General features: G+C 64.4%; 18 protein-coding genes and 1 other RNA gene. 13 read left to right on the top strand and 6 right to left on the bottom strand.

Annotated features, from left to right (window positions below; translation table 11 throughout):
- Window positions 1–265, top strand: a 265-nt coding sequence (locus H0W65_RS09960; protein ID WP_294007184.1) for an MscL family protein, incomplete at its 5' end; no start/stop codon positions are given.
- A gap of 93 nt (window positions 266–358) precedes the next feature.
- Here H0W65_RS09960 and ssrA read toward each other — a convergent pair.
- Window positions 359–716: a transfer-messenger RNA gene (gene ssrA, locus H0W65_RS09955) on the bottom strand.
- A gap of 106 nt (window positions 717–822) precedes the next feature.
- On the opposite strand from ssrA, the gene H0W65_RS09950 reads away from it, so the two are divergent.
- Window positions 823–1,107, top strand: coding sequence for a hypothetical protein (locus H0W65_RS09950; protein ID WP_294007181.1), 285 nt, complete (start codon window positions 823–825; stop codon window positions 1,105–1,107).
- Window positions 1,108–1,204: 97 nt separating this feature from the next.
- Complete coding sequence (locus tag H0W65_RS09945) at window positions 1,205–1,960, top strand: NUDIX domain-containing protein (protein ID WP_294007179.1); 756 nt, start codon at window positions 1,205–1,207, stop codon at window positions 1,958–1,960.
- Between the two features lie 92 nt (window positions 1,961–2,052).
- Here H0W65_RS09945 and H0W65_RS09940 read toward each other — a convergent pair whose 3' ends face one another.
- A complete protein-coding gene (locus H0W65_RS09940) occupies window positions 2,053–2,328 on the bottom strand; it encodes an SWIB/MDM2 domain-containing protein (RefSeq protein ID WP_294007177.1) in 276 nt (91 codons plus the stop codon).
- Window positions 2,329–2,407: 79 nt separating this feature from the next.
- Complete coding sequence (locus H0W65_RS09935) at window positions 2,408–3,226, bottom strand: LD-carboxypeptidase (RefSeq protein ID WP_294007174.1); 819 nt, start codon at window positions 3,224–3,226, stop codon at window positions 2,408–2,410.
- 48 nt (window positions 3,227–3,274) lie between these two features.
- On the opposite strand from H0W65_RS09935, the gene murC reads away from it, so the two are divergent.
- Window positions 3,275–4,678 (top strand): Mur ligase family protein, encoded by a 1,404-nt coding sequence (gene murC / locus H0W65_RS09930; RefSeq protein ID WP_294007171.1) that lies wholly within the window; start codon window positions 3,275–3,277, stop codon window positions 4,676–4,678.
- Between the two features lie 48 nt (window positions 4,679–4,726).
- Here murC and H0W65_RS09925 read toward each other — a convergent pair whose 3' ends face one another.
- Both H0W65_RS09925 and H0W65_RS09920 read right to left on the bottom strand, forming a co-directional pair.
- Window positions 4,727–5,278: a hypothetical protein gene (locus tag H0W65_RS09925; RefSeq protein WP_294007168.1), complete on the bottom strand. Its 552-nt coding sequence runs from the start codon at window positions 5,276–5,278 to the stop codon at window positions 4,727–4,729.
- Window positions 5,279–5,486: 208 nt separating this feature from the next.
- On the bottom strand, window positions 5,487–5,699 hold the full coding sequence (locus tag H0W65_RS09920; protein ID WP_294007165.1) for a hypothetical protein: 213 nt from the start codon (window positions 5,697–5,699) through the stop codon (window positions 5,487–5,489).
- Window positions 5,700–5,854: 155 nt separating this feature from the next.
- Between H0W65_RS09920 and H0W65_RS09915 the strand changes: the two genes are divergently transcribed.
- The 3 genes from H0W65_RS09915 to H0W65_RS09905 all read left to right on the top strand — a co-directional run bounded on the left by H0W65_RS09915 (window position 5,855) and on the right by H0W65_RS09905 (window position 10,739).
- Entirely contained in the window at window positions 5,855–7,072 is a 1,218-nt protein-coding gene (locus tag H0W65_RS09915; protein WP_294007162.1) for a sensor histidine kinase, read from the top strand.
- Complete coding sequence (locus H0W65_RS09910) at window positions 7,065–7,817, top strand: LytTR family DNA-binding domain-containing protein (protein ID WP_294007159.1); 753 nt, start codon at window positions 7,065–7,067, stop codon at window positions 7,815–7,817. Before H0W65_RS09915 ends, H0W65_RS09910 begins: the two co-directional genes overlap by 8 nt.
- A gap of 75 nt (window positions 7,818–7,892) precedes the next feature.
- Window positions 7,893–10,739, top strand: coding sequence for a pitrilysin family protein (locus H0W65_RS09905; protein ID WP_294007156.1), 2,847 nt, complete (start codon window positions 7,893–7,895; stop codon window positions 10,737–10,739).
- Here the strand turns inward: H0W65_RS09905 and H0W65_RS09900 are convergent.
- Window positions 10,736–11,638 carry a LysR substrate-binding domain-containing protein gene (locus H0W65_RS09900; RefSeq protein ID WP_294007153.1) on the bottom strand — a complete coding sequence of 301 codons (903 nt, stop codon included), beginning with the start codon at window positions 11,636–11,638 and terminating at the stop codon, window positions 10,736–10,738. The genes H0W65_RS09905 and H0W65_RS09900 overlap by 4 nt on opposite strands.
- 208 nt (window positions 11,639–11,846) lie before the next feature.
- Here H0W65_RS09900 and H0W65_RS09895 point away from each other — a divergent pair, with 208 nt between their 5' ends.
- The 6 genes from H0W65_RS09895 to H0W65_RS09875 form a co-directional block, all read left to right on the top strand.
- Window positions 11,847–12,821 (top strand): DMT family transporter, encoded by a 975-nt coding sequence (locus H0W65_RS09895; protein WP_294007150.1) that lies wholly within the window; start codon window positions 11,847–11,849, stop codon window positions 12,819–12,821.
- Between the two features lie 138 nt (window positions 12,822–12,959).
- Complete coding sequence (locus H0W65_RS09890) at window positions 12,960–13,304, top strand: cupin domain-containing protein (protein ID WP_294007147.1); 345 nt, start codon at window positions 12,960–12,962, stop codon at window positions 13,302–13,304.
- Window positions 13,282–13,701, top strand: coding sequence for a gamma-glutamylcyclotransferase (locus H0W65_RS12215; protein WP_367120138.1), 420 nt, complete (start codon window positions 13,282–13,284; stop codon window positions 13,699–13,701). Before H0W65_RS09890 ends, H0W65_RS12215 begins: the two co-directional genes overlap by 23 nt.
- 317 nt (window positions 13,702–14,018) lie before the next feature.
- A complete protein-coding gene (locus H0W65_RS09885; protein WP_294007144.1) occupies window positions 14,019–14,210 on the top strand; it encodes a hypothetical protein in 192 nt (63 codons plus the stop codon).
- A 76-nt stretch (window positions 14,211–14,286) separates the two neighbouring features.
- The gene (gene purC, locus H0W65_RS09880) at window positions 14,287–15,069 is read left to right on the top strand and encodes a phosphoribosylaminoimidazolesuccinocarboxamide synthase (RefSeq protein ID WP_294007142.1); all 783 of its coding nucleotides are present in this window, start codon (window positions 14,287–14,289) and stop codon (window positions 15,067–15,069) included.
- A 55-nt stretch (window positions 15,070–15,124) separates the two neighbouring features.
- On the top strand, window positions 15,125–17,137 hold a 2,013-nt coding region (locus tag H0W65_RS09875; protein WP_294007139.1), incomplete at its 3' end, for a primosomal protein N'.

Genomic DNA, 17,137 nt, shown 5'->3' with positions numbered 1-17,137 from the left:
CTATTTCTCCCTGCTTGGCTCCATCCCGGAGGGGTTCAAGGGCAATCCGTCGAGCTATGCCGACTTGAAGGCCGCCGGAGTCGCGGTGGTCGGCTGGGGCCAGTTCGTCACCGTCCTGATCAATTTCCTGATCCTGGCGTTCGTCATCTTCCTAATCGTCCGCGCCGCCAACCGCATGCGACAGCTCGGCGAGGACACCCCGGCGGGGCCAAGCGAAGTCGACCTGTTGACCGAGATCAGGGACCAGCTGAAGCGGCGGCCCTAAAAGTGGCAAAAGTGGGGAGCTTCTGTTGCCCGGTGCTCCGCGCTCTTGAGAAGAGTCCAGGGGATTCTGTTGCCCGGCTCCCCTGGAGGCCGCTGGAATCCCCTTCTGTTGCCCGGCGGGGTCCGACCGCGCTTTTGTCCTTGTAACGTCAGACCGTTAGGCCGTCAGTTACGCGGCAATCGCAAGAGCCTCATTATCGTTGGCACTTGTGTGATTGAGCCGTCACGGTGGTCTCCTACCGATCGGCAACCTGGCCTTTATTGCACTCGTCGATCCTGTTTCGCCCCCATCAGCAGCGGCGCTCGATAAAAGCGCTTCCTCGCCGCTGGTGGTGGAGGCGCCGGGGTACTGCCCCCCGGGTCCGAAATGCCTATTCCACCAAATACTCTACCGACATAGCCGGTTGCCCGGCCCCACCAAGATAGGGGACATGGCAGCATGCGGCAAGAGATTGACAAAATCGGGCCGGCGCGGAACCGTTACGGAAGTGGTTGCGTTGGAACCGCTTATGTGAACAAGGCCATTGCGCCACCACATTGGGAAAAAGGGGATTTTTAATGAAGAAACTATCGTTCGCCATCGTCGGCGCTGCCGCGCTCGCTCTCGCCGCCTGCGGCGGCAAGGGCGATGACGCCCTCGCCGACAACGTCGAGGATAACTATGACGCCGCCGCCGAGAATCTCGACGCCATGGCCGACAACACCGCCAACGCCGCCGAAGCCGACGCCCTGGAGAATCAGGCCGACGCGCTGAAGGCCGAGGGCGACCGCAAGGGCGACGCCATCGACGCCGCGGACGTCAACGCCGCGGCAACCTCGAAGGCCGACGTCAACGCGATGTAACGCTTTTTTCCGCCCCCTCCGGGGTGGAAACGGAAGGGCCGGCGCCTTCGGGCTGCCGGCCCTTTTTTGTGGCCGAGCGGGCGGCTAGGCAGGATCGATGGATGAGCCAGCCATTCCCGCCGCAACCCTCGTCGTGTGGCGTGACCCGCCGGCCACCTCGGCCGAAGCGCCGTCCATTCTGGTGGTAGAACGGTCGGCGCGGATGGCGTTCGCGGCCGGCGCGATTGTCTTTCCTGGCGGGCGGGTCGATGAAGCCGACCGGCAGTTGGCGGCAGAAATCGGCGCGCCGGGTGACGCCGCCAAGATCACCGCGATTCGCGAAACCATAGAGGAAAGCGGGGTGATTGCCGGAATGACCGGCTCGACCGAGCCTTCGCTCGGTCTTATATTACAGCAATCGCTGATCGCCGGCGCTCCCTTCGGCGACCTGCTGGCGACCCATAAATTGACGATCGACCTCGCGGCGCTAACGCCATTCGCCCGCTGGATACCGGCGTTCAAGCAGCCGCGAAAGTTCGACACTATTTTTTTCATCATTCGCGCCCCCGAAGGCGATTGGCCGCCGCATCCCCAGCCGGGAGAATGCGTCGCCGCCGAATGGGTCTCTCCAGCCGCGCTGCTCGACCGGATCGCCGCCGGGACGGCGAGCGCGATCTTTCCAACCAAGCGCAACGTCGAGCGCCTCGCGCAGCACGCTAGCTTCGCTGCGGCTCTGGCCGACGCGCGTGCCCATTCGATTGACACGATCGTTCCTTGGGTGGCCGAGCTCGACGGCGAGCGGCGCATCTGCATTCCCGAGGGTCGCGGCTATCCGGTGACGAGCGAGCCATTGTCGAGCGCGATCCGCGCCTGACGCGACTCGGACGCGGCGCTCCCACAAAAAAGGGGCTCGCGGCGATGCCGGAGCCCCTCTTTCTTTGCTGCCGCGGCATGCGCGGCGGGCGATTAGCTCAGATGACGCGACAGATGCTTGTTCATCTCGAACATCGTGCACTTGTCGACGCCGAAAACCTTCTTCAGCTTGTCGTCGGCAAGGATTTCCCGCTTGTTTTGGGGATTTTGCAGGTTGTTGTTGCGAATATGAGTCCACACTTTCGAGACGACTTCGCTGCGCGGCAGCGGTGCCGGCCCGACGATCGCCGCGAGTTCCGGCGATGGGGTGACCGGACGGGCCAGGCCGCCCCCTGCTTTACGACCGGTCCCGCTTGATGCTTTTGCCATGTGGCCCTCCTGTTGTTCTAGAGGGAAGATAGAGCGCAAACAGCGTCCCCTTGCAAGAGGGGGGTGACGATCAAATTGGTTAATTGCGCGCAAGGTCGAACGGGACGACCCGATTGGCGGCGTCATGACCGATGTCGGCGGACCCTGCGAAGGCGATCCCGGCGCGGCCGCACCAATCCTTGACGATCGCCTCCGCAGCCATGCCGAACGGCGGATCATTGTCGGGAATCTCGCTCATCCGCCCCATGCGGATCGCGGCGCAGCGGCGCACGGCGGCGCTGCCGGTGACATGAAACATCGCCCGGTCGATGCGGTATTCATGCTCGGCAATGTCTTCGATCAGCAGCTCGGCGCCAGCGAAGTTGGGTTCGAGCGCCGTGCCGAGCAGGGAGGACAGAACGGTAAGATTAAACGCCATCGCGCGCTTGCCCGGCTTGAGGGACGACTCGACCGCAGCGGGATCGCGGCGGACCAGCCAGTCGAGCGCGCGATGGATCGCGGCATCACCACCGTCACGCATCACGTCCTGCGGCATTGGGCCATGAGCGACCGACAGGCCGGCCTTGTCGAACGCGGCGAGCAGGAAGCCGGCGTCGGAATAGCCTAGGTAGCGTTTGGCAAAGGCGGCGGGCGGTAGATTGCGCGCCGCCGCTTCAGCGATGCGGTTAGAGCCATAGCCGCCGCGCGCGAACCACACCACATCGACACTGTCGTCGGCTATCACTTCGCGCAACGCCGCGAGCCGCGCCGCGTCCGGCCCGGCGAAATGGGCGTCGGACAGAAAGCATTGGGGGTGGATGAAAAGCTCGGCATCGCGGCGCGCGGCAACGATCGCGGCGACCGCCTCGGCGGCTTCGGGCTTGAGCGTGCAGCTCGGCGCGACGACCGCGATTTTCATCGAGGCATCATTTGCACATGGCGCTGCGCCCGCATAGGGCGGCGCGCGATGACCGACCAATATTTCTTTTGCGGGATTGGGGGCAGCGGCATGCTTCCTCTTGCCGCCATCCTCCGCGCGCAGGGCGCGCGTGTTTCCGGTTCGGACCGAGCGCTCGACGCGGGCCGGCTCGCGCCGAAATTCGAATATCTCAAATCGCTTGGCATTGGCCTCAGCCCGCAGGATGGATCGGGCCTGGTTGACGAGATGACGCTGGTCACCTCGGCCGCGGTCGAGGAGACGATTCCGGACGTTGTCCGCGCCCGCGAACTCGGGCTGGCCCACCTCACCCGGCCGCAGTTGCTGGCTCGACTGCTCAACGCAGCGCAGACGAGCATCGCCGTCGGCGGAACTAGCGGCAAATCGACCGTCACGGGCATGATCGGCTGGATCCTCCACGCCCTCCACCGCAAACCGACGGTGATGAACGGCGCGGTGATGAGGAATTTCGTGTCGCCGCAAGCCCCGTTCGCCTCCGCGCTGGTCGGCGATCCCGAACTGTTCGTCAGCGAGGTCGACGAAAGCGACGGCTCGATCGCGCTGTATCGGCCAACGGTCGCGGTGCTCGGCAACATCAGCCTCGACCATCACTCAATGGAGGAATTGCGTGCGCTGTTTGGCCAATTCCTGGCAGTCGCCGACAAGGCGGTGGTCAACCTTGACGACCCTGAGACCCGGCTCCTCGCCGATGCGCTGCCCGAGGCGCGGCGAATCGGCTTCGGCTTCGACAGCCCGGCGGCGACGCTCATCGGCCGCAACCTCGAACATCCGCCCGAGGGCGTGCGGTTTACCGTCGAGGCCGACGGCGAGCGGCACGAGGTGGCGCTGGCAGTGCCCGGGCGGCACAATGCGATGAACGCGCTGGCCGCGCTCGGAACGGCGCATGCCCTCGGCATTCCGATCGGCGACTCAGCCATGGCCTTGACGCGCTTTACCGGACTGAAGCGCCGGCTGGAGACGGTCGGCGTCGGCGGCGGGGTCACGGTGATCGACGACTTCGCCCACAATCCCGACAAGATCGCGGCGACGCTGGCAACGCTGACCGCCCAGCCTGGGCGCCTGCTAATCATGTTTCAGCCGCACGGTTTCAGCCCGCTCGCCAAAATGGGTGAGGAATTGGCGGCGACCTTTACGCAGGGGATGCGCGACCAGGATCGGCTCTACTTGCCTGACCCGGTTTATCATGGTGGTACGGTCGACCGCTGCCGTGGCTCCAATTGGCTGGCCGAGGCGGTGCGGGCCGCCGGGTCCCAAGCCGAACATCTGCCCGATCGGGCGGCGATCGGCGACGCGCTGCTGGCCGAAGCGCGGCCCGACGATCGCATCGCCATCCTCGGCGCGCGCGACGACACGCTCAGTGACTTTGCCGCCGAGATTGTCGAACGACTGGGATCTAGCCGCGCTCGCCCATAAAAATGGAGCGCGGCGAACCGCGCTCCCGTTTTTCGATTCGGAACTCGCCTAGGCCGCGGCGGCGATGTCGACTTTTTCGACCCATTCCGGCCAGAATACGGCTTCGCGAGTCGACCAGCCGGGGGCGGTCGCGGCGCTTTCACTGATCGACTGCAGCAGCAAACGGCGGCGTTCAGGATGGAGGTGGGGCAGCGCCGCGGCGGCGCAGAAGGCAGCCGGCAGCCAAGGGCGAACGCCGGCGCCGAGAAGTCGCTCGTAAAGGAAGCGGAACGCGGCGAAATTGGCGAGCCTTTCCTGTCCAAGGTCGAACGCGGCCAGCGTCACAAGCATGCCGAGGAAAGGCTCGATCATGTCGAGCCCGCTGTCGTCGGGAACCTGGAGCCGGAGGTGATCAAGCTGTTTGTAGAAGCGAGCCTGCGCCCCGATCGAGGCGGCCTCGATCTCGTCGCGCGCCCATATATCGAGCGGATCGGTCCGTCCGAATGCGACATCCAGCGACCGGCGGATGTAACGCTGAGTCGCTTTCGGAAAGGAAGCGAATTCTTTCATCTCCGAAATCAACAGCGCGCCACCGGCGGGCTGGCTTGTCTTGGTCGTCATGAACCCAACTCCTTTTGCCCGGGTAGGATCATGAGGCCAATCTGGTTTCGAAACGCTTAACCAAATTCCCACCCCCCGTTCAGATAGAATCAGAGGGGAGTCACACCTGCAACATCAAAATGAAATATAGTCGACTTCTTGTCGCCGGCTGTGTTTTTCAGGGCACGATTATATGGGGTCGTTACGCTGACGACCGGTTTTTCAGCCCTTATTCGGGGAAACCGGACGAGGGCGCCGGTTCACTCGAACCGGGCTGGGTGGCGGAACTGGGGTCGGACGCATCCATCGATCCGTCACTGCCGAGGTCGGCCTTGGCGTCCTTGTCGTGGGGATTCTTCTTGACCTTCAGCTCGATCTCCCGGTCCGGCGCGCCGGATTGCGTTGGGGTCGGCGGGGTCGCCTTATCGCGCTGATGTGACATGTCTCGCTCTCCTATCTGCTTTGCCAAAACAACGAGCGCTGGAGTGAGCCGTTCCTGCCGCTTTCGCAATTTGTTCGACCGGCGCGCGAGATTCATCGCCCAACGGGCCGCTGGGCGATTGTCTTGGGGCAAGCCGCATCTTTATGATCAGCCGCGTGACATCGGGACATTCAACCTTTTCGTCCGAGGGCCGGTTCAACGATTGGCGGCTCGCAGCCCAGTCGATCATCGGCTTTTGGGCGTTCTATCTGGTGACCGTGCTGTTGCGCGGGCTGCTCGGCCCCGAGGCGGCGGCGGCGATCGGCTATCGCTTCGTCAACGCGGCCGCCGGCCTGGCCCTCACCTTTCTGATCTATATCACCGTTCGCGTTCTGGCGCGTGACGGCAGCGTGCGGCGAATGGCGCTGGTGGCCGCTGCCGCGGCCTTGCCGGCGGCGATCCTCCTCTCGGCGATCAGCCTCAGGATGGCGAGCGACGACAAGCCGATGGGCCCGCAGTCGCAAATCACCACCCAGGAAGGCGTGGCGATCGTCCAGCGCGGCAACAACGTCCGCATCGTCAAGGGCAACGGCGATGAGTTGGAGGTCAACCTGCCGCCGCTCTCGGAGATTATCGCCGAGAAGATGCCGCGACTGATCGCGGACGGCACCGTCACCTGGTATTTTCTGCTCGCCGCTTGGTGCGCCTTCTTCATCGCCATGACCGAGCAGCGGCGGACGCGGATTGCCGAGTCGCGCCTCGCCACGGCCGAAAAGGCGGCGCACGTGGCCCAGGTCCGGGCGCTCCGCTATCAGGTTAATCCGCACTTCCTGTTCAACACGTTGAACAGCCTGTCGTCGCTGGTCATGTCGGGGCGTACCGATCGCGCCGAGGAAATGCTGATGGCGCTGTCGACCTTTTTCCGCACCAGCCTGTCGGTCGACCCGTCGGCCGATGTCACATTGTCCGAGGAAATCGGGCTGCAGCGGCTTTATCTGGAAATCGAGAAGGTGCGATTTCCGGACCGACTGCATGTCACGATCGAAATCCCCGACGAATTGGCCAATGCGCGAGTCCCCGCGTTAATCCTCCAGCCGATCATCGAGAATGCGATCAAATATGGCGTGTCGACAACTACGCGGCGGGTTGAGCTGACAATCAGCGCGCATCGACTCGACGGCGGACGGATGCAACTCGACCTCACCAACCGCTTGACCGATTCAGCGACGATAAGCGCGACGCCTGCGCCGACCCACGAAGGCACCGGCGTTGGCCTGGCCAATGTCTGCCAGCGGCTCGAGGCGCATTACGGTGGCCGCGCCGATTGCCGCTTCGGTCCGATCCCGGGCGGCTACCAGGTCTCGATCGCCATACCCGTGGACGACGATGACTGACGACTCCCGCCTCAAAATACTGATTGCCGACGACGAGCCGCTCGCCGCGGAGCGATTGCAGATGCTGCTCGCCAAGGTCGGCGGTATCGACTTGGTGGGCACCGCACACGACGGCGATAGTGCGGTGCGGATGGCCGAAGCGCTGGAGCCCGACCTGGTGCTGCTCGACATCGCCATGCCGGGACTCGACGGGATCGAGGTCGCGCGCGCCCTGTCTCGTCAGGCCAAATCGCCGGCGGTGGTGTTCGTCACCGCCTTCGACCAGTTCGCAGTGGCTGCTTTCGACGTCGCGGCGATCGATTATCTAATGAAGCCGGTCGAGCCGGAGCGGCTCGCCCGGTCGATCGAACGCGCGCGCGGCTATTCGGCCGAGCGCGAAGCCGGGGCCCAGCTCCAGGACGCCCCGGCATCGCCCTGGCTTGAGGAGTTCTGGGCGTCGGACCTCAGCGGGCTGGTCCGCATCGCCGCGCGCGACATCGACCGAGTCAGCGCTGAGCGCGACTATATGCGGCTACATGTTGGACGCCGCAGCTGGCTGATCCATCATTCGATGAGCGCGCTCGAGGACGGCCTCGATCCGGAAATATTCGTACGGCTACACCGTTCGGCGATCGTCCGGCGCGATTTCATCGCCGGCTTCAGCCGCAACAGCTCGGGGCGCTGGAGCGCACGCCTCGCCGATGGCGAGGAACAGGCCGTCGGTCGGCTCTACACCGATCAGGTTCGCGCCATCGCAGGGCGGTGATCAACGCGTTCACTTGTCCTTTTTGGTCAATAGCTTAGCCTTAAGCGGCCGAATCCTCCCGGGAGAGAAAACGACGTGTCCAAGCTCAATCTCCTATTGCTCGCCACCGCCCTCACCTTTTCCGGGCCGGCGCTGGCCGCGGCCGGGCCGGCCAACGGCTGGGGCGTGCCCACCACCGATGTTCCCGCCGATCCGGCGGTGCGCCTGGGAACGCTGCCCAACGGCATGAAATATGCGGTCCTCAGGAACAACCGGCCCGAGGGCGCGGCGTCGGTCCGGCTGCACATCAACTTCGGATCGATCGGAGAAACCGACAAGGAGCGCGGCCTCGCCCATTTCATCGAGCATATGACCCTCAACGAGACGACCCATTTTGCCGAGGGGACGCTGATCAAGACACTCCAGCGGCTCGGCCTCAGGTTCGGACCCGACACCAATGCCCAAACCGGGTTCGATTCGACGGTCTACATGCTCGACCTGCCCGAGACCGACGCCGAGCGGGTCGACACCGCGCTGCTGCTGATGCGCGAAGTGGCGGGCGAAGCGACCTTTTCGCCGGCGGCGGTCGATCGCGAGCGCGGCGTGATCCTGGGCGAGCGCCGCAGCCGCGACAGTTTCCAGCTCAACCAGATCATCGACCAGCTCGGCTTTCAGGTTCCCCTTACGCCCTATCCCAACCGCCTGCCGATCGGCACCGAGGAAGTGCTGAAATCCGCCTCGGCCGACACCATCAAGGCGCTCTACCGGCGCTATTACCGTCCGGAGAACGCCACATTGGTGTTCGTCGGCGCGGCCGATCCGGCGGCCATAGAGGCCAAGATCAAGGCTAAATTCTCCGACTGGAAAGGCCTCGGTCCGGCGGGAAGCAAACTGCCGCGCGGTAGCGTCGACCTGAAGCGCGCAGCGGAGTTCGACACGTTCATCGACCCGGCGGTGGCGACCACGGTCAGCCTGGCGGTGATGCGTCCGTGGGAAGACCCCGCCGACACCCGTGCCGAGCGGCGGCACAAACTAATCCAGTCGATCGGAACGTCGCTTTTCTCTCGACGCATTACCAAGCTGACCAACGCGCCGGGCTCGGTGCTGCTCGGCGGCGGCGGCGGCATCGGCGAATGGGAAGATGCGGCACTGACCAGCAACGTGACAGTCGCGGCCAAGGGCGGGGCGTGGAAAGATGCGCTGACCGTCACCGAGCAGGAGGTGCGCCGCGCAACCCGCTTCGGCTTCTCCAACGCCGAGCTGAAGCGGCAGCTAGTCGAGACGGAAAGCGCTTCGCGAACCGCGGCCGAGCAGGCCAACGCGCGCACTAGTGGCGCGCTGGCCGGCAGCATCGTCTCGACCATCGGCGAGGATGATTTCGTGACCACCCCCGCCTGGCGCTACGCCTTCTTCAAGGAGGTCTCACCGACCATCACCCTGGACGAAGTCAACACCGAGTTTCGTCGCCTGTGGCAGGGAAGCGCGCCGCTGATCCACGTCAGCGACAAGCAATCGATCGACACTGCCGCCCTGACCTCGGCGTTCGCCGCCAGCACTAAGGTCGCCGTCGTGAAGCAGGTCGAAGGAAAAATCGCAGCGTTCGCCTACGACAATTTCGGCGCGACCGGGAAGGTGGTCGAAGACAAGCGGATAGACGACCTTGGTATTCGGACCGTCCGCTTCGCCAACAATGTTCGGCTCAACATCAAGAAAACCGATTTCGAGGCCGGGCGCGTGCGCTTCGTGGTACGGATGGCGGGGGGCCAACTGGCGCTGCCCCAGGACAAGCCCGGCCTCAACGCCATGCTGTCGATCCTGTCGAGCGTGTCGGCGACTTCAAAGCATTCGGTCGAGGAATTAAAATCACTGTTGGCCGGCAAGGTGGTTAGCGTCGGCACCCAAGTGTCCGACGACGCCTTCGTTTCGACCGGCGCGACGACCGCGGCGGACCTCGCCACGCAGATGAAGTTGAGCGCAGCCTATCTGATCGACCCCGGCTTCCGCCCGGAGGCGGCGGGCCAATGGGCCAACATCGTGCCGGTGCTCGACAAGCAATTTTCGGCCCAGGCCCAGTCGGTCGCACAGGTCAAATTGCCGGCGATCCTGGCTGGCAACGACTGGCGGTTCGGCATCCCCGATGCGGCCACACTATCGAAGCGCAATTTCGCCGAGGCGCGTGCCGCGCTCGCTCCCTTGCTCGGTTCTGCACCGATCGAGATCGGACTGGTCGGCGACATCGATGAGGCAGTGGCGATCGCCGCGGTGGCCCAAAGCTTTGGCGCCCTGCCGCTCCGGGCCGCCAGCATCCCGGCTTATACCGACGCGCGCAAGGCCATGTTCCGCGCCGACCGCTCGCTGATCCAACTCACCCACAACGGCCCCGCCGATCAGGCGCTGGTCGCCACCTACTGGCCGACCGACGACGACAGCGACTACCGCCGCGAAGTGGGCCTGAACTTGCTGGCCAGCGTTCTCGACCTGATGCTGACCGAGAGCATCCGCGAGCAGCTCGGCGCCTCCTATGGCGTCGGCGTCTCGTCGGACATGTCGGATGTCTATCGCCACTTCGGTACGTTATCGGTCAGCACGGTCATCGCCCCGGACAAGGCCGACGAAGTGGAGGCGGCGATCACCAGCGCGGTCGAGAAGCTGCGCGACAAGCCGATCAGCCCCGACCTCCTCGCCCGGGCCAAGAATCCCGGGTTCGAATCGATCGACAAGTCGCTGCGCGAAAATGGCTATTGGCTGGGGTATGTCGATGAAGCCCAGAGCGAGGCGGGCCGGCTTGACCGCGTGCGGCAGCGCAAGGCGCTCTATCGAGCGCTGACCGCAGCGGATCTCCAGATGCTGGCGCGGACCTATTTGACAGACAAGGCGATGCAGCGCGTCAGGATCGTCAGCGTCAAGAGTGCCGCTGGGACGGCGACCCCGATCGCGCGCTAAGCCTGCTGCTCCTCGAACTGCGCCAGCAACCACTGGCGGAAGCGGCTGATCTTGGGGACGGTGCGGCGGTTGGGCGGCACAGTCAGCCAATAGCGGAAGCCCGCCGTCGCCGTCAGCTCGAATGGTTGGCATAGGCGACCGTCGGCCGTGTCGTTACGCCAGAATGCGGGCGTCAGCAGGACGAACCCCCGCCCACCCATCGCCGCATGGCCTTCGTCGGCCTGACTGTCGAGGCGCAGACCGGCAGCCCGGCGGCGGCCCGACCCCTCGACCCCGGCGGCGGCGAACCATTTGTCCCACCACACATCGTCGGGGTTGATCAGCGGCAGGCTGGGCAGGTCGGTCGGTTCGATCGGCCGGCCGAGCTCGCTCTCGATCCGGCGAGCGAAAGACGGCGCGCACATCGGGGTGAAATCCACCGGCATCAGCGGAATCGAGTCGAGCCCGTCCCAGGGCTCCGCGCCCGCACGGATCGCGAGGTCGGCGTCGCCGGCGTTGAGGTCGACCAGCGCGTTGCCGGTGGTCAGCCGCACCGCGAGGTCGGGGTGCTCGACTTGAAACGCGCCCAGCCGCCATGCCAGCCAAGTATTGGCGAAAGTAAAGGTGGTGGCGATCGTCAGCAGTCCCTCATCGTCCAGCCGCTGGGTGGCGAAGGCCGCCTCGATCGCGTCGAACGCCTGGGTCAGCGATGGCAACAGCCTGGTGCCGAGGAGGGTTAGACGCGCGCGGCCCTTTTCGCGCAGGAACAATGGCGCGCCGACCCGCTCCTCGAGCGTCTTGACCTGATAGGAGACCGCCGCCTGGGTCATCCCCAGCTCGCTCGCGGCAGCGGTGAAATTCTCAAGCCTCGCGGCCGCTTCGAATACGCGAACCGCGGCAAGGGGTGGCAGGCGTCGCATCAACGGCTCCGTCCTTCAGCTCTCATAATCCGCTTGGATGATAAGGCCTGCTTATTGCCACTGTCGAGGGTTTAATTGGCGCGCAGCGGCCGAACCTATCAAATTTGTCACCCATTTCGACCCGTTGAGTTTTTTGACTCGCTCAGATTCTCGCAACATCCGAACTTATTTTTGACAGGGGGCAATCCGGTTGGACGAAGCTCGGACGTTGACGGGTCGCCAAGTTGCAGCGTTCGCGGCCATCACGATCATATGGGGTAGCACGTGGATCGTCACTCGCGATCAACTCGGCACTGTCCCAGCGCTCTGGTCGATTACCTACCGGCTCGTTGTTGCAGCGGCCTTGATATTCGCCGCTGGAGCGATTTTGCGTATCCCATTGACCCTGCCGGCTAGCGCTCACTTCGGGGCCCTCGCCTTCGGCATATTGCAGTTCGTGCTGAACCTGGATGCGACCTACGCCGCAGCGGCTTTCATACCCTCGGGTCTCGTCGCGATCGTGTTCGCAACGCTGGTCATACCCAATTCGCTATTTGCATGGCTTCTGCTGCGCCAGCCACTGTCTCGCCAGTTTCTCGCCGGCTCCACGCTGGCGGTAACCGGCATAGCATTTCTCATTCTGAACGAGGCGCTGATCAGCCAGCCCGGCACGGGCAATCTTGGCTACGGCATCGTTCTTGCGGTGCTCGGGGTGCTTTGCGCATCGGCCGCGAATCTGTTGAACGCATCGAAACTGCTACGCGAGCTTCCGTTGCTGCCGACATTGGCCTGGGCACTGCTGTATTCCGTGCTGTTGAGCCTGGGTCTCGCGTGGTTCAGCGAAGGACCGCCCGTGTTCGATTTGGAGCCACGCTATTCGATGGGCGTGGTCTACCTGGGCGGCGGGGCCACGGCTCTCGCCTTCGCCTTATTCTATCAACTGCTGCGCGAGATGGGGCCGGCGCGAGCGGCGTATACGAATGTCTTGTTCCCGATCATCGCGATGGGATTGTCGACGATTTTCGAGGACTATCGCTGGAGCGCGGCCTCGGTCGCAGGTGCGATATTGGCGCTTACCGGTCTGGTTGTCGCACTCCGTTCGCGGTTCACCGTGAACCCTCGCGCTAGCCCAAAACCCGCCTCGCAATTGGGTATGCAATTGCCGATTGGCACGGCTGCGGCGGGAGGTGGCAGTGAGGCTTAAGTCATGGCTCGGCAGCAACCGTGCGAGTTGGCGTAATTATCTTTACGGATCTGCCCTACTGATTGCAGGCGCATCACTGATTTTCGTCACGGGGCAGCGTGAGATGCGCCTCCACCCTTTTTCGTGGAGGACAGCCGAATGCCAAATGAGCAGCCCATTCCCGCTGTGATTGATCCGCTTCAGCTGAGCCGCAGCATCGGAGACGATTACAACAACCGGTCCCTTGCGCAACTTAACGATCACGAAGTGCGGATGAGCGTGATGACGTCGCCTTACGTTTGGCACTACCATCCCGACTCCGACGAAACCTTCCTCGTCGTCGCGGGCGAGCTGCTAATCGAATTTTATGATGGATCCGTCACCCTTCGCGCAGGTCAGCTCCTGACCATTCCCAAGGGTATGCCTCATCGGACGCAGCCTATCGGCGAACGGTCAGTCAATCTCACAATCGAGAAAACTGGTGCCCAAACCATATTCAAGTGAGCAGCTCTCGCAGCTCACCGCTTATCGTTTCGATGAGCGGCTGGCAGTGTTCGGTAGCTTGCGGCCGGGAGCGTGTAATTTTCACTTACTAAAGCCGCTGGGCGGGATTTGGTTTACGGGCTGGGTGTCCGGGATTCTCGAACAGCGTGGTTGGGCGGCAGCCCAAGGATATCCCGGCATTAGGCTAATGAGCGGCCAAAAAGTAAACGTCGACTTGCTGTGCTCTCACAGTCTGCCGAAGTTCTGGCCCAAACTCGACGAATTTGAAGGGTCTGACTATCGCCGAGTCACGACAATTGTGAGGATCGCAGAGACCGCTGCATGCGGCCAAATCTACGAGCTGCGGCCTGAGATTGATTCTTCAAATCGAGTTGCCCGGCCATTTGTCGACGTTTGAGTCCTGACCATAAGTCGTGCTTATGGATCAGCTTCAGCGTTTGATTGGTGTCGTTACGGCGGAAGCCATATATGCTTCCTATCGTCGGCGGTGAGTATCCCCCCAGACCCCCGCCGCCGGCGACCCAGAAAGAAGCGACACGATGACCTATCGCCTATTTCCTGCCCTATTCGTCGAAAATGGCGCGGCCGTGCTGTCCGGGCGGGTCCGCGCCGCCTGCGCGATCGGTCCCTTACCCGTGAACTGCTCAACCGCGGCTTGAAAGCTCGAAACCGGCGCTGTCCGCTGGGCCTAGCCGTCTGAACTCAAAGGAGGAAATGATGATGGACCAACGCTTTGACCGCGACTATCAGGCCGCCCGCGCTACCTTCCATGACAGCATCGATCATTTCATTCGGGATGCGATGGCCAGCTTCCGGGCGCTCGACGCGATCCAGTTCGCCGCTCCCTGGCAGCAGAAAGCGGCGCGGCGGTGCGACCCCGCACGGCCCGGCCTGACATGGCGCTGACCGGTTCGATTGCGGATGGGGGACGGCTCGCCTATAGCCGCCCCTCTTCTGTAAAAGCCCGGAGAAATTCACGCCCATGGCACGCCGACGTCAAATCTACGAAGGCAAGGCGAAGATCCTCTACGAAGGCCCAGAGCCGGGCACGCTGATCCAATATTTCAAGGACGACGCGACCGCCTTCAACGCCCAGAAGCGCGGCACGATCAACGGCAAGGGCGTCCTCAACAATCGCATTTCCGAGCATATCTTCACCGCCCTGGCGACGATCGGGGTCCCCACCCACTTCATCCGCCGCATCAACATGCGCGAGCAATTGATCCGCCAGGCCGAAATCGTGCCGATCGAGGTCGTCGTGCGCAATGTCGCCGCCGGGTCGCTGTCCAAGCGGCTCGGGATCGAAGAAGGCACTCAGCTCCCCCGGACGATCATCGAATATTATTACAAGGACGACGCGCTGGGCGACCCGATGATCGCCGACGAGCATATCGCCTGCTTCGGCTGGGCGACCCAGGACGAGATGAACGACATCGCCGACATGGCGATCCGCATCAACGACTTCATGTGCGGCATGTTCGCCGCGATCGGCATTCGCCTGGTCGACTTCAAGCTGGAGTTCGGGCGTGTCTGGGAAAATGATTTCGGCCGCATCATCCTGGCCGACGAGATCAGCCCCGACGGCTGTCGCCTGTGGGACATGAAGACCAACGAAAAGCTCGACAAGGACCGCTTCCGCCAAAGCCTCGGCGGCGAGGCCGAAGCCTACCAGGAAGTCGCCCGCCGCCTCGGCCTGCTCCCCGAGGAGGGTGAGGAAAACGCGGTGCTGGATTTGGACTCGCATCGCAAGAAGCGAGGGAAGTAGCACGCGCAGCCTGTCCGGGGGACAGGCGAGCATGCTGCTCCTATAGCGGGACGCAATGCCTCTTCCCCGCGTCACAGTTGTCACCCTCAACGCCGCGCTCGGGCCGCTCGATTACCGCGTGCCCGACGGAATGACCGTCGAGCCCGGCAGCGTCGTCGTTGCCCCGCTCGGCCCGCGCCAGCTGATCGGCGTCGCATGGGAGGCGGATCGGCTCAAGACCGGTGAGGTCGGCGACAATCGCTTGCGCCCGCTCGCCGGCCTGATCGACGTGCCGCCGATCCCGGCGCCGCTGCGCCGCCTCGCCGAATGGACCGCGGATTATTATCTGAGCCCGCTGGCAAGCGTTTTGCGCATGATCCTCCCATCGTCGTCGGCCCTGTCCGGGCCGAAGAGCATGATCGAGTATCGACCGACCGGCGAGGCCCCCACTCGCCTCACCCCGCAGCGCGAGCAAGCACTGGCGGCGCTCGAAGGGCGGCAGGGAACCGTGCGCGAGCTCGCACGACATGCCGAGGTCAGCGAGGCGGTGATGCGCGGGCTGGTCAAGGCCGGCGCGCTCGAGCGGGTCGAGGTCGACGGCGACCTGCCCTTTCCGGCGCCCGACCCCGAATTCGCGCCGCCCGCCCTCAATGACGAGCAGCGTGCCGCCGCCTCCAGCCTGACCGCCGCGATCGGCAAGGGCTTCGATCCGGTGCTACTCGACGGGGTGACCGGATCGGGCAAGACCGAAGTCTATTTCGAGGCGATCGCCGAGGCGCTCCGGCAGGATCGACAAGTCTTGGTCCTCCTCCCCGAAATCGCGCTGACCGAGCCGTTCCTGACCCGCTTCACCGCCCGCTTCGGCTGCGAGCCGGTGGCGTGGCATTCCGACCTCCGTTCGTCGCAGCGGCGCCGCGCCTGGCGGGCGATCGCCAGCGGCGAAGCGCGGGTTGTGGTCGGCGCGCGCTCGTCGCTGTTCCTGCCCTACGCCCGCCTCGGCCTGATCGTCGTCGACGAAGCGCACGAGCCCAGTTTCAAGCAGGAGGAAGGCGTGCAATATCACGCCCGCGACGTGGCGGTGATGCGCGGCCATTTCGAGGATGTGCCCGTGATCCTCGCCTCGGCCACGCCGGCGATCGAGACGCGCCACATGGTGGAGATCGGGCGCTACCGCGAGCTGCTGCTGATCGAGCGTCACGGCGCCGCCGAAATGCCCGCGATCCGCGCGATCGATCTGACGAAAGACCCGCCGCCGCGCGGGCGCTGGCTGGCGCCGAGCCTTGTCGCCGAGCTGGAAGCCAACCTTGCTGCGGGCGAGCAGTCGCTGCTGTTCTTGAACCGCCGCGGCTTCGCCCCGCTCACCCTGTGCCGCACCTGCGGCCACCGGTTCCAGTGCCCGAATTGCACCGCCTGGATGGTCGAGCACCGGCTGATGCACCGCCTCGCCTGCCATCATTGCGGCCATGTCATGCCGCCGCCGCGGCTGTGCCCCGAGTGTGGCGACGAGGATAGTCTCGTCGCCTGCGGCCCCGGGGTCGAGCGCATCGCCGACGAGGTCGCGGCATTATTCCCCGACGCCCGCACCGCGATCGTCACCAGCGATACCATCTGGTCCCCAGCCCGCGCCGCCGAGTTCGTCGCCAGGATGGAGGCGCAGGAAATCGACATCGTCATCGGTACCCAGCTCGTGACCAAGGGCTATCATTTCCCCAATTTGACGCTGGTCGGGGTGGTCGATGCCGACCTAGGCCTTCAAGGCGGTGACCTGCGCGCTGCCGAGCGCAGCTTCCAGCAGATCCAGCAGGTCGCCGGTCGCGCCGGGCGCGGCGACAAGCCGGGCCGCGTTCTGGTCCAGAGCCACGATCCGGAAGCGCCGGTGATCGCCGCGCTGGTAGCGGGCGACGGCCCCGGCTTCTACGCCGCCGAGACCGAGGCGCGGCGCGAGGCGGCAATGCCGCCGTTCGGGCGGCTGGCGGCGATCATCATCTCCGCCGAGGACAAGGCCGAGGCCGAGGCGGTCGCGCGGCGCATCGGCCATGCCGCCCCTCGCGTCGAACATATGGCCGTGTTCGGCCCCGCCCCCGCCCCC

The organism is Sphingomonas sp., from assembly GCF_013816785.1.
In the GTDB taxonomy this organism is placed as follows: domain Bacteria; phylum Pseudomonadota; class Alphaproteobacteria; order Sphingomonadales; family Sphingomonadaceae; genus Sphingomicrobium.
This window is presented reverse-complemented; position numbering and strand designations above follow the sequence as displayed.

Coding starts and splice junctions, on each gene's coding strand:
- H0W65_RS09950 (WP_294007181.1), top strand. CDS start 823: ATGAAGAAACTATCGTTCGCCATCGTCGGCGCTGCCGCGCTCGCTCTC.
- H0W65_RS09945 (WP_294007179.1), top strand. CDS start 1,205: ATGGATGAGCCAGCCATTCCCGCCGCAACCCTCGTCGTGTGGCGTGAC.
- H0W65_RS09940 (WP_294007177.1), bottom strand. CDS start 2,328: ATGGCAAAAGCATCAAGCGGGACCGGTCGTAAAGCAGGGGGCGGCCTG.
- H0W65_RS09935 (WP_294007174.1), bottom strand. CDS start 3,226: ATGAAAATCGCGGTCGTCGCGCCGAGCTGCACGCTCAAGCCCGAAGCC.
- murC (WP_294007171.1), top strand. CDS start 3,275: ATGACCGACCAATATTTCTTTTGCGGGATTGGGGGCAGCGGCATGCTT.
- H0W65_RS09925 (WP_294007168.1), bottom strand. CDS start 5,278: ATGACGACCAAGACAAGCCAGCCCGCCGGTGGCGCGCTGTTGATTTCG.
- H0W65_RS09920 (WP_294007165.1), bottom strand. CDS start 5,699: ATGTCACATCAGCGCGATAAGGCGACCCCGCCGACCCCAACGCAATCC.
- H0W65_RS09910 (WP_294007159.1), top strand. CDS start 7,065: ATGACTGACGACTCCCGCCTCAAAATACTGATTGCCGACGACGAGCCG.
- H0W65_RS09900 (WP_294007153.1), bottom strand. CDS start 11,638: ATGCGACGCCTGCCACCCCTTGCCGCGGTTCGCGTATTCGAAGCGGCC.
- H0W65_RS09890 (WP_294007147.1), top strand. CDS start 12,960: ATGCCAAATGAGCAGCCCATTCCCGCTGTGATTGATCCGCTTCAGCTG.
- H0W65_RS09885 (WP_294007144.1), top strand. CDS start 14,019: ATGATGATGGACCAACGCTTTGACCGCGACTATCAGGCCGCCCGCGCT.
- purC (WP_294007142.1), top strand. CDS start 14,287: ATGGCACGCCGACGTCAAATCTACGAAGGCAAGGCGAAGATCCTCTAC.